The organism is Pseudoalteromonas sp. G5_S1_54_S4, assembly GCF_054968565.1.
This window is the reverse complement of sequence record NZ_JBQKUL010000002.1, coordinates 83,090-97,990: the sequence shown is the minus strand read 5'-3', so window position 1 is coordinate 97,990 and position 14,901 is coordinate 83,090. Positions and strand designations below refer to the sequence as shown.

The following is a 14,901-nucleotide window of genomic DNA, read 5'->3' as shown; positions in this document are numbered from 1 at the left end:
GTTACAGTGTTTTCCATACATCGGCTTGTCCTGGCGTATCGCCTTGAGTCCACCAATTAGCGCGATAGCGCTGTCCTTGATAGATTATTTCTGCGCCCGCTTGATAGGCTTTGTTAATACTCCATGCTGCTGGATTAGTACCCTCCTCAACAAGCTCCCACGCACTTGAACTATCGGGCTGCTGACCTTGATTCCACCATTTAGCTAAGTAAACACACTCTTGAAAACTCACTTTATCTGTTGCTTGATAAACCTCAGTAGTGCTCCAAGGCGCTATAACAGGATCATTGATAACGCTGTCATTAACGGTGACAACAAACTCGGTTTGGGTCGTTAATTGGCCATCAGAAACAGATACCACAACGGTATAATCTGTAGGTGTTGAAACTTCAGGTGAAATTAAGTTGATATTGGCATCGCTACCGGTAAAACTCAGTGGTGCCGGTACTGACCAAGTATAAATTAACGCATTTTGCTCATCATCAAACGCATGTAAATGCACAGCCGTGGTGGTGTTTTCATCAACTACTAGGTTTTCTGGCTTACTAACAATAGGCGCTGTATTATCAGGGGTGCCCTGCACGCTTAATGTATAAGTGTAATTTGGATTGCTTCCATAGACTTGGTTTGTTAGTACATCAGCGCTGTTAAATACAACATCACCAACTTGATTTTGCACACCAATCTGCACTAAATGCGCATAATCAAGGTTAAGTTGTGACGCTAACACTTGCTGCCAATTTGCTTGATTATCGGCATTGATTTTAAGTTGTTGATTAATCACCTCTTGGCCAGATTCATCAAATAAGCGAGCCCATACAGTGTCGCCTGCAATGGCATTTTGCCCTTGACGTACAAAGTACCCAAGGCTTGCCCACGCATTCGGATTGGTTGGAGCTGCGTCGTTTACAATATTTATATCACTACAGTTATAAAAGCCTTCACCCACAACATCGTTTCGTTGCCAGCGGCTGTACAAAATGGCATCACCGTTGCGTCCTTGTGGAATAGCCACACTCATTTGATAATAACGCTCACCATCGGTGTCTTAAATCACGTCAACATTTTGATGCTCCTGAACTAGCTCTAAGTCTTGCCAGGTCAATACATCAGTAGCGGCATTAAAAGTTGGCTTAGTTAAGTAAAACTGCCAAAAGCTGGGATTATGTGGCGTTGATGCAAGGTAACGAACTTGAATTTCACCATTAGCATTGGGCACTACGTCACTACGTTGCCAATGTGGTGATGGTAAATCCATACCGCGTTTGGCTGTATCGCCACCAGCACATAAAGTGCCGTTTGGTACACTGGCCTCAACTGCAGTTTGATTTAAATAGTCAGGAGTATTAACAGAAAATTCAATCGCTTGCACAAACTGCACCGTGCCGGATTCTAGATATGCTGCTCGACAAGCAAGGTTAGGAATATTTGTGCCATCTTCTGGCCACCAGTATCCGCCATCATCTTGGCAAAATGCTTGGCGTGCTTTAGGACTATCCATATAACCATGTGCTTGTACTTGCGGTGCTAGCATACTCAGTAGCAAGCCACCTGCGATTGCAGATAGCGATAGTGTGTTAAGTTTAATTGATGCCATTATTTTATCCTTTCTAAGACTCAATACATGGGGCAAGCTCAGGCCTACCCCTCATTGTTTTTGAAAATTACAGGCTACAACTTAGGGTCCAATCAGCCGTTACACCCGGCTCAGACGTTGTCCACCACTTGGCTTTGTATATCGCGTTGTTATGAGACATTAAGTCACCTGCTGCGGCATGGCTTGGGTTGCCCGCCCAGTCTGTTTGAGGGAAGTTTGGATAAACAGGTATCGAGGCTATATCAACTCCTTCACACGTACCTGCAGGGTCACCGCCACCGTTATCTGGATTGCCCGTGCCATCACCCGGTGTTGCATCTGGTAGCATTGGGTATTCAGCTTTGAATGCGTAAGTTTTTCCATCTTTTTCAATGGTAAAGTTGCTAGGCCCAGTGATTGGCATGTAGTACATCACTTGTGCATTCACAGTTGCACCAGCGCTAAAGTCTTTTAGTTGACCGCCCCATTCATTGTTCAGTGTGATTGAGAAACGGTGGAACTCGTTCTCAAAACCGCCAATATTATTACCCGCTGCGTTCGAGCCATTTACTTCTACTGCCATGCCCAGTTTTTCTTGTGCATTCCAGTTGGATTTAAAAATAGCGGAGGTTGATACCGGTACATCAAATGAAATTTTTGCACCGCTTAAATCAAGGCTTGAGTTATTGGTAAACGCAAATGTTGGGCTGATTGGGTAGTTATCATCACCGACAGGGAAGTCTTTGGCTTCAAATGTGATATCTACAGCTTCAGCAGGCACTGTAAAGTTTGGATTTCCGCCATGTACATCATATGCAACACCGCTTTGATTAAACTTATCGTATGCAAGTGAAGTAAGCGTTGACCCCATGAAGTACTCGCCTTTTGCTGAGTCGTAATCAAAATCACCAGCAAGCTCCCAGAACATGATACCGCCAAGGCCGTTGTTAATAACATAATCAACTTTAGAGGCCATCGACGCTTCATCTTCTATCGACAGAAATACTTTTTTATCGGCATTCCAAAGCCAAGGTGCGACGGCAACACTGTCGTAATAACGTGTGTAAGAACCTGTTAAGCGATCGTCAGTATCGGTATCGGGGGTTAAGCCATACACTTCGAGGTAAGAGCCAACAATACCATTTTCGAGATTTTTAGCGTACCATAAAGGATTTGAACCGGCGGGCATTTCTTGACCTGCGTCGTTCTTATCGTGCCAAAGGTTATCGATACCTAATGCACCATTACCACACTTGTTCTTTTCACCAACCCCTGTACCTGTGGCACAATCAGCTTGGTTTGGTAAAGCCGCTTGACCCCATAGACCATTAGTTCCGCCCGACACATCTTTAAAACCTCGAGTATAATAAGGAATACCGAAATTGATTCGACCGGCAGCCATTGCCCCTCGGAAATAACGAACCGCCCAATCGGTGTTTAAGTAACCAATCCCTTCAAATTCTTTAGTGCCGTAGACGTTCCATTGTGTCAGTTCTGAGTCTAAACCGGTGTCAAACAAGGCAGCATTGTGCCCTACATGTGAGTTCCATGCGCCATGTAAGTCGTAAGACATAATGTTTACATAATCCAGGTATTTAACCGCTTGAAAGGTTTCCATACCTCGTAGTAAATAACCAGAAGATGGAGACGCAATAGTGAGTAAATAGTGCTTACCTGCGACTTCACCTGCACGGTCTAGCTCTTCACGTACTTTTTTCATTAGCACTTGGTATGAGGCATTCAATCCTGCACGGCGCGCGTTGGATATAGGAAAATCATCGGGGTGACCTGAGTCATTCATTGAAGATGGGTATTCATAATCAATATCAACGCCGTCAAATCCATATTTTTCAATAAACTCAACGGTGCTTTTTGCAAATGCATTAATACCTTCATAATTGACTGAGCCATCAGCATGGGTGGTCATGGTATAAAAGCCACCACTTTCAACGCGGCCGGTTTCATCAAAATACCCCCCCGTTTCAGCCCAGCCACCTACCGATACCAAGGTTTTAACGTGTGGGTGTTGTTTTTTGTATTTATTTAAAAGATTAAAGTGTCCTTTGTATGCAAACTCAGGATCCATTTCAGCGCCAATAACGCCTGGCCATTCCATGTTTGTAGCAGGATTATTTGCTGAATTAGGATCGCCAATAGATACTTTATTATTGGCATCAACATGCGCAAAGGCATAATTAATATGAGTAATTTTATCCCATGGAATATCATTAACTAGATAACTTGGTTGGTCATTAGCACCATTTCGCCAACTAGTAAAATAACCAATAACACGACGCGGGTGGTCAGCTCCCATAACTTCACGACCATCAGCATCATACACAGTACAATAAGGCGTATTAACACCGGGGGTTTGATATAACCCTTGTGGTTGACAATCAGTTACACCACTGCCGGGCGCTGCAGAGTCAACAACATTTAGGGTTTTTGTGGTTTGTGCTGTAGCCCCTTCGTTATCAGTCACTGTAAGTGTAAAGCTGGCTTGCCCAAGAGCTGTAGCCTGCCATGTATACTGACTAGTTGCTGATGTCGCTTGATGAGTATCATCACCATTTATAGCAAAATTAAGCGCGGTGATCTCACCATCGCTATCGCTACCTGAAAGCTCAAACACAACTTGTGAACCCACAATTAGCTGTTCAGGTAAGGTACTCAATGAAATTGATGCAACGGGTACTTGATTAAGAGGATTAGTAACGTCATCTGCAACTGTTAAGGTATTGATGATTTGTAATGACTGCGCACCTTGATCATCCGTTGCAATTGCACTTATTTGATGAGAACCCGCCACAGCTTGCCAATCAACGCTGTAAGGTGATGAAGTATCTGCAGCTAGAAAAATACCATCAACAAAAAACTCAACGGTGGTTACCTCTCCATCGTTATCAATTGCTTGCGCCGATATGACAACGCTGTCTTTATCGGTTAGTTGAAAACCGTCTGCAGGCATTAACTCGGTAATTACTGGAATTTCATTATCAATGACAGCGTTGTCACATACACCCAAAATTTTCCAATCTTTATAATCACCAGCATTCTCCACTGGATTGGCTTGCGTCCACCAGCTAGCTTCATACGCTGTGCTTTGCGCTTGCACTTGATCTCCAGTAACGTGTGTCTGGCCTGTTTGCCACTGTTCTAACGCACTGCAATCAATAGACGCGTGTACATTTAAACTAAGAAAACTTAACGATAAAGCACTTAGATTAAAGGCATTTGTTATTATTTTACGTGAGCTCATTGGCTCCTTCATTAACGATGTTTATACTCATTATTTTTTACCTTTCAGGTACAAACTTAACATGGATATCGTAAATATCAAGAAAATAACGCACAAATAACAAACAAAATAAATACAAAATAAATACAAAATAGTTACATTATAAAATTAAGAAGGGATATTCCATAAAAAAGCCCAGCATTGCTGGGCTTTGAATGTCTAAGGGGTAAACGTTTTATTCAGAAAATGAAACCGTAATAATATTCGAACATACGTTTTCAGATACGCATAACTGATAGTCGTATGCCGGTAATGTTGCGTTACGCACATAATCACGGTAACGGCCATTATCTGATACGGTATCTACTAGTTCGCCATTTCGGTATAGGCTAAGTGACTCAGCCCCTACTTCTGCCCAGTTTAACTCAACACGCATAGTATCAAGACGTGACTTGTTAGCGCGTTTTAAGCTCAATTCAATTTCAACATCACTAACAACCACTGTTTGAGTGAATGTATCTGAGTTATTTTCACTATCCGTTACGGTTAATTCAACCTCATAACTTCCTGACTGAGCGTAAACATGTGTAGGATTTGGGTTTGTTGATGTTGAACCATCACCAAAGTTCCAGCTCCACTGTGAAATGTCATCATTCACATCACGACTTGTATCTACAAATGTAGCAGTTAAACCTTGTGCTGAAACACTAAAGCCAGCTTGTGGTGGTTGTGGGCTTACCTCACCAATAGCGCTAAATGTAAGTGACCAACCATTGATATTACCCGTATCTGCACCAGCTGTATCTTCAACATGAAGTGTCCAATCTCCAGTTGCCACTTCAGAATTAAATACGCTTGATGTAAATGACTTAACAATATCGTCTGCACTGCCACCTTCATTGCTTTGTAAAGTTACTTCTGTACCTTGCGCTGAAATAAGTGTAAGTACTAAGTCACCAGACCAAGTATGCGTAATATCTACATCAGCAGTGGTGCCAAAAATAGTTAAATCATCAGCAACCGTAATAACCGAGCTTGCGCCCTCTGGAGAATTATCTGGAATAGCGATGTTTTCATCACTGCTGTAAGTAAAGTCATTTAAACCAGCAGGTTGAAGCATTAAGCTAACAGTTTGTTCTTTAACTTGCTCGTCTGATGTTGCGGTAACAGTAAAGTCGTAATTTCCCCACTGAGTATCGCTGTTAGTTGCAACTGTTAGAACAACTTCATCGCCCGGACGAGCGGTAGTTGCGCTTAGTGATGCATCGGTAAGATCTGAAGCTAAAGCCAGTGAAACGTCACCTTCCCATTGTGCAATTGAGCCAATCGTAAAGGTATAAGTAACCGTATCACCTACAGTCGCTTGCTGAGAAACCGGCGATACAGATAATTTAAAGCCTGGAGTTGGATCAGCATCAATTAGCGCTTGGTTAACATTTAGACGTGTACCTGCAACCGTTTTACCATTTAATGCCGCATTAGCATCACCACTAGACATAAGTAATTCTTTAAGCTCTAGTGTTGTTAAATCAGGATTAACTGAAAGTACAAGTGCAGCAGCACCAGCTACATGCGGTGTTGCCATAGAGGTGCCTGAATAAGTAGCATAGCTATTACCAGGAACGGTCGACAAAATACCTGAGCCAGGTGCGCCCATATCAACACTTGTTAGGCCCCATTGAGAAAAACTAGACATATTATCTCTGCTATCAGTACTTGCTATCGATAATACGTTGTCGTTTTCATAGTTAGATGGGTAGTGTGGATTTTGATCGTTATCAACCGCATCGTTACCCGCAGCAGCAACAAATAAAATATCAGCTTGCTCACTAGCCGTAATCGCATCAGCTAACGCTTGGCTAAAACCACCGCCGCCCCAGCTATTATTTAACACACGCAGATTAACACCCGCATTTTTAAGGCCAACCATGTAATCGATACACTTAATAGCACCAGAGGTAGAACCTGTACCATCTGCGGCTAAAAACTTACAACCAACAATAGAAACATCATGGTTTACACCAACAACACCGACACCATTGTTACCACTGGCACCGATTGTACCCGATACGTGTGTACCATGGCCTTGGTCATCCATTGGGTCGCCAGCATCAGTAATCGCATTAATACCGTGAACGTCATCAATGTAACCGTTACCGTCATTATCGATACCATCACCAGCAATTTCACCGCTGTTTACCCACGCGTTCGCAGCTAAATCAGGGTGGCTATAATCAACACCCGTATCAATAACACCTACTACAACATCACGACTACCTGTAGAGATTGACCATGCTTCTGGTGCATCAATATCGGCATCAGCCGTGCCACCAGTTTGGCCTTCGTTGTTTAAGCCCCATAAATCATCAAAACGAGGGTCATTAGTTGCACTTGCAATGCTCACGCGATAATCAGGCTCAACATACTCAATAGCTTGATGAGATTTTAAGCGGTCAATTGCTTCTTTAGCGCTCATTCCTGATATTTTAAATTTTGCGAGGCGGCCAGAAAATAACGAGGTGAAGTTATCATCAATTTCATCGTTATTTAGATCAGATATTTTGGCTTTTACTAACGAACGAGCTTGCTTACGCATTTCCGGCGAAGCATTCTTTTTATACTTAACAATAATCGAGTCACTGCTCGCAGTTACTTTTTGAGTTGTACTGTTAACATCAGGCAATTTAGCCGCAGCTAAACAAGGTAAAAGTGCAAGTGTAATAATAGATAATTTTGTTTTCATTGTTCTATCCGTAATTAAGTTAACTTAGCTTTACTAAGCGAAATATTTACGTTTATGAATTTAAGTAATCACGTGGCAAGTGTTAAGAAAACGGGTAATCAGTCACTAACTCAAGTAAAAAAAGCAAAACCAGGAACAAAACCATTATTTTTAACTAGAAATACAGTAAAAAAAACATTAATAGCAGCCATTTTAATGAATTAAATAACTTATTTTTAACATGGCATTAACTCATTATTTTTTACTGGTTTTTGATGTAAATAGATAGAAAATACAAATTAAAAGAGTAAGCAATTGAAATTTATAGATTTAAATTACCATTAAAAAAGATGATTCAAAATGAACTCATTGAAGAATACAGTGACTGAGCAGTTATGAATTAGTGAATGGCAAACCACCTTACCAAGTACTAATGACCAAACCCTAGTTCATATTTAAAACAGCATTTTACGTTTAAGAATAAAAAGCTAATCACACATTATGGCAGCACGGCATGCTGCAACGAAAATACCTTTTTAAAACTTAATAATTAATCAAGGTATTTTATTTTATCTTTCAAGGAGAATAATAATGAAATTGAATAAATCACTTTTAAGCTGTGCAATTGCAATTGCAATGGGCGCCAGCTTTACAGCAAACGCAAACACAGAAACAAAAGCAGGTTCAACTTCTGAGCTTGCAGCTAAAGTATCTGTAAGTAGCATTGAGAATGCTGTAACAGTTAAGCAATCATTTTCTGACAACACGGCATTAGTCTCTCAAGATGGCGATGGCAATACTGCACTAGCTACTGAAATCGGTAACAACAACGATGTTAAAATAGCTCAATTACAAAATGGTAATTACGCCGAAGTTGAAACAACAGGTGATAACAACCAACAAACTTATGCACAAGATGGTGTTGCTAATGGTTTCATTACGCGCATAACGGGTGATAACAACGGCGTTTATGTTTCTCAATTCGGCCAAGGATTATTTCAAAACAATGAAGCAATCAATATTATCACTGGTAGCGACAATAATATTGACGTAGAACAAGGAAATGGCGGTCACTGGTTTTACAACATGGACATGAAAGGTAACGGTAACGAAATTATTTCATCTCAGTCTGGTATGTGGCAAGAATTTGAAGTACTTAGCTTATCAGGCGATGAAAACATTATTGAAATTGAACAAACAGACACCTGGAATGAATTTAAAATAGGCTCATTACGCGGTAACGAAAATGAGATTGACGTTAGCCAGGATGGTTCACGTAACATCATTACATTTACTGATATTGCTGGTGATGACAACGAAATAGCTATTGAACAAAGCAGCGGTGATAACAATACCATTACTTTTGCAGCCGTTACTGGTAATGATAATGAAATAAAACTAGACCAAGAAGGTTCGAATAATGCTATTGAGTCTGGTCTTTTTGACGGTTCATTCAATGAAGTAACAGTTAATCAAATTGGTGATGAAAACCTTGCGACTACTGAGCTAATGGGCGATAACAATGAGCTTACAGCAATGCAAGTTGGTAACACTAATGAAGCATACATGGGTGTCATTGGTTCAAATAATGAATTTACAGTAACCCAGGTTAGTGATTTTAACTCGGTTCATTTAGCTAACTTTAATGGTAGCGGTAACGATGTTGATCTTAGCCAATCAGGTGGCGATGAAAACGCAATTTTAGTGCAGTCTTCATACCCTGATGTTTCTCTCACTTCAAACGATAACGATATTGATGTTAATCAAGTCGGTAATCAAAATGAGGCGATTGTTACACTAGCGGGTATCCTTGATAGTAACGCAAACCAAATTGATATTGCTCAAAATGGTGATATTAACGTTATTGACTTAATGGTAGAAGGCAGTAATCACTCTATTGATATTGCACAGCAAGGCGAAGGTAACTGGGTAGGTGGAACTGGAGATTCAGCGTTTTTATTAGGCGGTGAAAACGTTTCATTCTCTGTTACTCAAACCGGTAACTACAACACTGTTGAAGGTAACGTAATTGGCTTTAACAGTACATTCTCTGTCACTCAACTTGGTGATGGTAATACAGCAACAATTACACAAATGTAATTGATGAGACGGGGAGAGTAACCCTCTCCCTTATTTTAACTATGAAAAATAAACAATATATCTATCTTTTTATACTTTTAACTTTTTTTACTCCTTTGAGTAATGCCAGTGCTGATTTAGAAATCGATGGATTATTACTAAACAAAAGTATTAGTCGCTTTGGGTATCAATTTTACAGTGAATTTTCAAATTATTGGCGTGAACTGCCTTCAACAGCTGGCTTTAATGTAGAAATAAAAGAAACGGTTATACCCCGTGCTGGTACTAAATTAGTTTTAATAATGAATCATAAGATTATTTATGCAACCCATTTGGGACGAAAGTTAGAGCCTTTGGACGAGCGAGTAGAGCAAGCAGTGCACTCTGTAATGGACGCCATGGCGCGATCGAATATGCAAACAGCGAGTCCTGATATGGCATTGAATGGATGGTAACAATGAAAAAAATAGTATTAACAATAATAACAACTTTAAGCTTTTCAGTCTCCGCAACTGAAATTATTTATACCCCTATTAACCCGAGTTTTGGTGGCAACCCTCTCAATGCCAATATGCTGCTTAGTAAGGCTCAAGCACAAAATAAACATAAAGCGCCGGTTGTCGAAAAAGGATATGCAGAGCAGTTTCAAGATTCATTAGAGCGGACATACTTAAATCGAATGGTGAGAGAAATCACCGACATGGCTTTTGGGGAAAATATTGAAGACAGTGTTTTTAATCAAGACTCCATTTTTATGAGTGGTGATTATCAAATAGAAGTGATCACCAGTACAACCGACACTATCACGGTTAGAATAACAAATGTAATTGATGACTCGGTTGTGGTTATCGAAGTACCGAGGTTTGGATAATGTATAAATTAATAATAATAACAATCGCTCTTTCTCTTAGTGGTTGCTCTACTATGGGTAATTTAATCCCTCCGTCAAAACAAAGTGCGGTAACGTTAGAGCCAACAGATGTCTTTTCTGATTTAAAAAGCTTACCTAAACCTGCGGGCAGCATTCCAGTCTCGGTTTATTCATTTCGCGATCAAACCGGTCAATATAAGCCACAAACTAATGTTAGCTCGTTTTCAACGGCCGTCACTCAAGGTGCAAACTCTATTCTAGTGCAAGCATTACATGAGTCTGACTGGTTTACGCCGGTTGAACGTGAGGGTCTACAAAATATTTTAACAGAGAGAAAAATAATTAGAGCGGCACAAGCGACTAATCCTAATCAAGGCGAGCTACCGCCGTTAACCACTGCGAAAATCATTTTAGAAGGCGGTATAATTAGTTACGACACCAATGTAAAAACGGGTGGCTTAGGAATGGAATATTTTGGTATTGGCGCATCAGAGCTATATCGTGAAGATGCAATATCAATCTATTTACGTGCCGTAGATGTAAGAACTGGCCAGGTATTGTTGTCAGTAGCCACCAGCAAAAAAGTATTGAGCCAAGAAATGCGAGCAGGTTTTTTTAGGTATGTTAGCTATAAACGTCTGGCGGAAGCTGAGGCGGGCTTTAGTGATAATGAACCAATGAGCATTTGCGTAACGCAAGCAATAGAAAAGGCGCTTACAGATCTTATCACCAAAGGTATTGATAAAGGCTTATGGGCTAAACAGGCAACTTAACCTACTCTTACAGATGGCCACAAAGTCATTGATGTGGCCAAACAAATAACGATTAGCTCTCAACGGGTAATAATACTGAAATATATCTTTGCGCCCAATTGGCCAATTCAACTCTATTACGCGAATTAGTTTTTTTAAATGCGCTATAAAGGTGAGTTTTAACAGTGTGGTCGCTAATGTTTAGTTTGTCCGCTATTTTATTATTACTCGCTCCTTGTGCTATTAAATGAATAACCGACTTTTCTCGTTTAGTTAAATGCTTATAGTCAGCTTCATTTAACGTGATATCTTCGCTTAAGGAGCTAAACGAAGAGGCCACACTTAGAATATCATTAAAGGCCTTAGAGATTACTTTACGAGTAAACCAAAGCTCACCAGTAGAAATTCTTACTAAGCCTTTAAATATATCTTCTGCTGCTGCCGATTTATAAAATACCCCATTAAAATGATTGAGTAATAAGTTTTTTTCACATACTTGCTCTAGTTCTACATTAAAAAGCACAACTTTATACTGTTTAGCCAAACAAATTAAATCTGCTGGGATCAAGTCCTGCCAATCATTTTGAGATCCATCAATTAGAAAAATGTCATAAGCACCACGCTGATCAATATGTGGGATAGTACTGTCCATTTTTATATCACCAAAAATGGCTTGAAGTGTTCTTAAAATAACTGTGTAGTTTTGAGAATGGAAAGACGATTGAAGCGTTGTCTTAATAAAAGCCGAGCTTTTTTGCAACATATAACTCATCCTTGAAACATTAGATTTACAACAACCGTCACATTACCTAAATTAACTACAAAACACAATGCTCTTTTGGTATAAGCCAATGAGTTTAGTTACCCTATAAAAGTGTATAAAAGCGTGATGTAACACCGTTAGTCCAACCAAATCCTTGTTGTACTTGATATTCACCCCCGCTGGCTTTTTTTTGCGGTGTGCATACGTTATATTTTTCGAGCAAGCATTTATTTTCAATAAAATCTTGTTCTACCATTGTTAGCCAGTTTTTCATTATGCGTGTAGCTAATTGATCAATACCATAATTACGCAAGCCTTTTACCGCAAACCATTGTAATGGAGCCCAGCCATTCGGGCTGTCCCATTGCTGTGGAGTATCAACAACCGTTGTTACAATACCACCTACTTTTAAAAACTGCTCGCTAAATACGTTTGCAACCAGTTCAGCTTGCTGTTGCGAGGCTAAATTAACAAAAAGCGGGGTACTTGCCGCTGCACTTAAAATAGCAGACGGCTTAGATAGCTTATGATTATAATCAACAAAAAAACGCTGCTCATTACTCCAAAGATATTGATTAATAAGTGACTTTCTTTTTACAGCATAGCTGCTGTACGTTTGTGATTGTTGCTCATTGCCAAGCAATTTAAAGCATTCACTAAGCTGATTTTCTAAATTGTACAGTAGGCAATTTAAATCTATAGGTACAATATCTGTCGTTTGAATTGAGCTTAGTAAGTTTGACTCGGCTAACCAGCGCGAGCTAAAGTCCCACCCAGATTCGCACGCAGCACGAATATTACGATAAAACTCAGATTTTTTATCATCACTAAACCCTGATGCAAGCGCTAAGTCTTCTCTTAATGACTCTGCGCGAGGAGCCGCCTCATCATCCCAATAGCGATTTAATACCCCACCACATGGCATTGTTACTACGCGTTTTACACTTGTTTGCGCATCATCGAGTGTATCTGCTCCTTGCATCCAAAATGCGTGCTCTTTTGTTAAAGCTTCAACACACAATTTAAGCCAAGCTAAATTATGTGTTTTACTGTGAGTGTGCTGCCATAAAAGATCAACCATCAGCGCTAAAATCGGCGGTTGTGAACGCGATAAATAATAACTGCGGTTACCATTTGGAATGCAGCCGTAATCGTTAATTAAGTCTATGAAGTTTTGTAGCATGTCTTCTACTACATCACTTTTATCTGCATCAATTAAACCCAGCGCAGTAAAGTAACTATCCCAATAATAAATTTCTTGAAAACGTCCACCAGGTACAATGTAGCTGTGCTTTAAAGCGAGTAAAGAATTAGCTTTGGGTGTATCGGCTTCACGTCGAAGGCCGCTCCACAGTGAGTTTATGTAGCCTTTTACACTGGTGGTATTTGCAGCCCCTTTCATTGTTAATAAAGGCGTTGTTATAAAATGCGCATCAACAAAGTCTCTTAATTGAGTTTTATTAAGGGGTGCTATTTGCTCATACTGTATACAGGCACTTTGCCAATCAACACGCGCAGTTGCATCTGCAAACGTTTTACAGTCGCTAAATATGTGCTGTGTTTGTACATCTTTAAATAATTGGCTATTAAAAAAACTCATAACTGTCCTAATCTATTAACTATTGACTGCGTGTTGTGAAATGGCATGGGTGCGTTTTTTAAAGATAATCACGCTAATAAAAATTAAACTAATGGGCACAAGTGAAAGATAAAAAGCATGCTGGCCACTAAAGTGCTCAAATACATACCCGGTTATCACCGACCCTGTGGTGCCACCAAGTGCTGAAAACACAACGATTAACCCTGTCATTGCAGCATGTTGATGCTTTTGAAGCGCACTGAGCATGACTGAGTTGAGTACCGGATAAATGGGCGCCATAAAAAAGCCAATTAATGGCAAAACAAACGCCGCCAGAGGCGCATCAAATAAACTATTCACCTCGCTTTTAGGTAAGTTTTCCGTTAGTGGTAAGGTAATAATGATCAACGCAGCCATAGCAACTAAACAACAGCTAAGTACTACAAACCAATGAATATGCTTTAATACTTGGCCCGCCACTAAGCGCCCTAAAGCAAGAGCTGCGGCAAAAATACTCGCTAGTTGTATACTAATAGCTACTGGTAATTGCAAAACTTGATTATTAAATGTAGGCAACCAAGTCCCTACCCCTTGCTCGATTAACACATACAAAAATGCACTAATAATAAAAATCAGCACTAACGGTTGATAGGTAAGTTTGAGCATAGCAATAAAGTCATTCCAACCCGAGTTGCTTCTTTGACCTTTGATAGCAGGCTTTATTGGTGCTATCACAACACTAACAACCACCAAAAGCGTAAGCGCTGCTAATAGGTAATAAACGTTCAACCAGGCATTGCTATCAACAGGGTCTATAAATGCGGTGAATACCCAATAGCCACTTAATACACCCACCATAAAAATGCCTTCTATCGTGTTTAGTAATGATGAGTGACTATTTGCATCCTCAGTCACTTGGCCAATAATTGAATAAACCGACACCTTAACGACCGCAAAACCACAACCCACAGCAGCAAATAACACTTTAAACATGTAAAAGTCACTTATTACAGCCGTACTCAAACACGCTATAGCGACAACTATCAGTGCTAGCAGCATTGCAAGCTTGTAGCCTAAACGTGGTATAAATGAAGCAACAACAAATGACATTATTGCAATTGATAAGTCTTTAAACCCCTCTAAAACCGACGCTTCTGTTTTGCTTACTCCTAGTGTGTTTATAGCCTGCAAAATAACAGTGCCTACGCTATTTAATAGTATTGCGAAAATAAAATAGCTTGCAGCAATTGCCAGTGTGATTTTTATTTTACTCATTGCCTGCCTCGTTTATAGCTACATACGCCATAACTTTTATAAAAAG

At 40.1% G+C, this 14,901-nt stretch carries 9 protein-coding genes and 1 pseudogene; 4 read left to right on the top strand and 6 right to left on the bottom strand.

From position 1 onward, the window contains the following. Position 1: 1 nt before the first annotated feature. The 3 genes and pseudogenes from ACTRWE_RS01635 to ACTRWE_RS01625 form a co-directional block, all read right to left on the bottom strand. A pseudogene (locus tag ACTRWE_RS01635) lies at positions 2 to 1,597 on the bottom strand (lytic polysaccharide monooxygenase). 67 nt (positions 1,598 to 1,664) lie between these two features. Continuing rightward, a complete protein-coding gene (locus tag ACTRWE_RS01630; protein ID WP_462879387.1) occupies positions 1,665 to 4,835 on the bottom strand; it encodes a glycosyl hydrolase family 18 protein in 3,171 nt (1,056 codons plus the stop codon). A 214-nt stretch (positions 4,836 to 5,049) separates the two neighbouring features. After that, the gene (locus ACTRWE_RS01625; protein ID WP_462879386.1) at positions 5,050 to 7,557 is read right to left on the bottom strand and encodes a S8 family serine peptidase; all 2,508 of its coding nucleotides are present in this window, start codon (positions 7,555 to 7,557) and stop codon (positions 5,050 to 5,052) included. A gap of 570 nt (positions 7,558 to 8,127) precedes the next feature. Here ACTRWE_RS01625 and ACTRWE_RS01620 point away from each other — a divergent pair. The 4 genes from ACTRWE_RS01620 to ACTRWE_RS01605 are packed head-to-tail and all read left to right on the top strand — an operon-like array spanning position 8,128 to position 11,259. Then, positions 8,128 to 9,636, top strand: coding sequence for a curlin (locus ACTRWE_RS01620; protein WP_462879385.1), 1,509 nt, complete (start codon positions 8,128 to 8,130; stop codon positions 9,634 to 9,636). A gap of 41 nt (positions 9,637 to 9,677) precedes the next feature. Beyond that, complete coding sequence (locus ACTRWE_RS01615; RefSeq protein WP_016900116.1) at positions 9,678 to 10,070, top strand: curli production assembly/transport protein CsgE; 393 nt, start codon at positions 9,678 to 9,680, stop codon at positions 10,068 to 10,070. Next, positions 10,064 to 10,486 carry a curli assembly protein CsgF gene (locus ACTRWE_RS01610; protein ID WP_462879384.1) on the top strand — a complete coding sequence of 141 codons (423 nt, stop codon included), beginning with the start codon at positions 10,064 to 10,066 and terminating at the stop codon, positions 10,484 to 10,486. Before ACTRWE_RS01615 ends, ACTRWE_RS01610 begins: the two co-directional genes overlap by 7 nt. Then, positions 10,486 to 11,259, top strand: a complete 774-nt coding sequence (locus ACTRWE_RS01605) for a CsgG/HfaB family protein (protein ID WP_024602690.1) — start codon at positions 10,486 to 10,488, stop codon at positions 11,257 to 11,259. Before ACTRWE_RS01610 ends, ACTRWE_RS01605 begins: the two co-directional genes overlap by 1 nt. Positions 11,260 to 11,311: 52 nt before the next feature. Here the strand turns inward: ACTRWE_RS01605 and ACTRWE_RS01600 are convergent, their stop codons facing one another. The 3 genes from ACTRWE_RS01600 to ACTRWE_RS01590 form a co-directional block, all read right to left on the bottom strand. After that, positions 11,312 to 12,001 carry a response regulator transcription factor gene (locus ACTRWE_RS01600; RefSeq protein ID WP_013462996.1) on the bottom strand — a complete coding sequence of 230 codons (690 nt, stop codon included), beginning with the start codon at positions 11,999 to 12,001 and terminating at the stop codon, positions 11,312 to 11,314. A 103-nt stretch (positions 12,002 to 12,104) separates the two neighbouring features. Then, on the bottom strand, positions 12,105 to 13,601 hold the full coding sequence (gene treF / locus ACTRWE_RS01595; protein WP_462879383.1) for an alpha,alpha-trehalase TreF: 1,497 nt from the start codon (positions 13,599 to 13,601) through the stop codon (positions 12,105 to 12,107). Positions 13,602 to 13,616: 15 nt separating this feature from the next. Next, positions 13,617 to 14,855, bottom strand: coding sequence for an MFS transporter (locus tag ACTRWE_RS01590; protein ID WP_138594315.1), 1,239 nt, complete (start codon positions 14,853 to 14,855; stop codon positions 13,617 to 13,619). Positions 14,856 to 14,901 lie beyond the last annotated feature (46 nt).

What these genes read in the sequence shown, in the direction of transcription:
- ACTRWE_RS01630 (WP_462879387.1), bottom strand. Translation starts at nt 4,835, where the DNA reads ATGAGCTCACGTAAAATAATAACAAATGCCTTTAATCTAAGTGCTTTA.
- ACTRWE_RS01625 (WP_462879386.1), bottom strand. Translation starts at nt 7,557, where the DNA reads ATGAAAACAAAATTATCTATTATTACACTTGCACTTTTACCTTGTTTA.
- ACTRWE_RS01620 (WP_462879385.1), top strand. Translation starts at nt 8,128, where the DNA reads ATGAAATTGAATAAATCACTTTTAAGCTGTGCAATTGCAATTGCAATG.
- ACTRWE_RS01615 (WP_016900116.1), top strand. Translation starts at nt 9,678, where the DNA reads ATGAAAAATAAACAATATATCTATCTTTTTATACTTTTAACTTTTTTT.
- ACTRWE_RS01610 (WP_462879384.1), top strand. Translation starts at nt 10,064, where the DNA reads ATGGTAACAATGAAAAAAATAGTATTAACAATAATAACAACTTTAAGC.
- ACTRWE_RS01605 (WP_024602690.1), top strand. Translation starts at nt 10,486, where the DNA reads ATGTATAAATTAATAATAATAACAATCGCTCTTTCTCTTAGTGGTTGC.
- ACTRWE_RS01600 (WP_013462996.1), bottom strand. Translation starts at nt 12,001, where the DNA reads ATGTTGCAAAAAAGCTCGGCTTTTATTAAGACAACGCTTCAATCGTCT.
- treF (WP_462879383.1), bottom strand. Translation starts at nt 13,601, where the DNA reads ATGAGTTTTTTTAATAGCCAATTATTTAAAGATGTACAAACACAGCAC.
- ACTRWE_RS01590 (WP_138594315.1), bottom strand. Translation starts at nt 14,855, where the DNA reads ATGAGTAAAATAAAAATCACACTGGCAATTGCTGCAAGCTATTTTATT.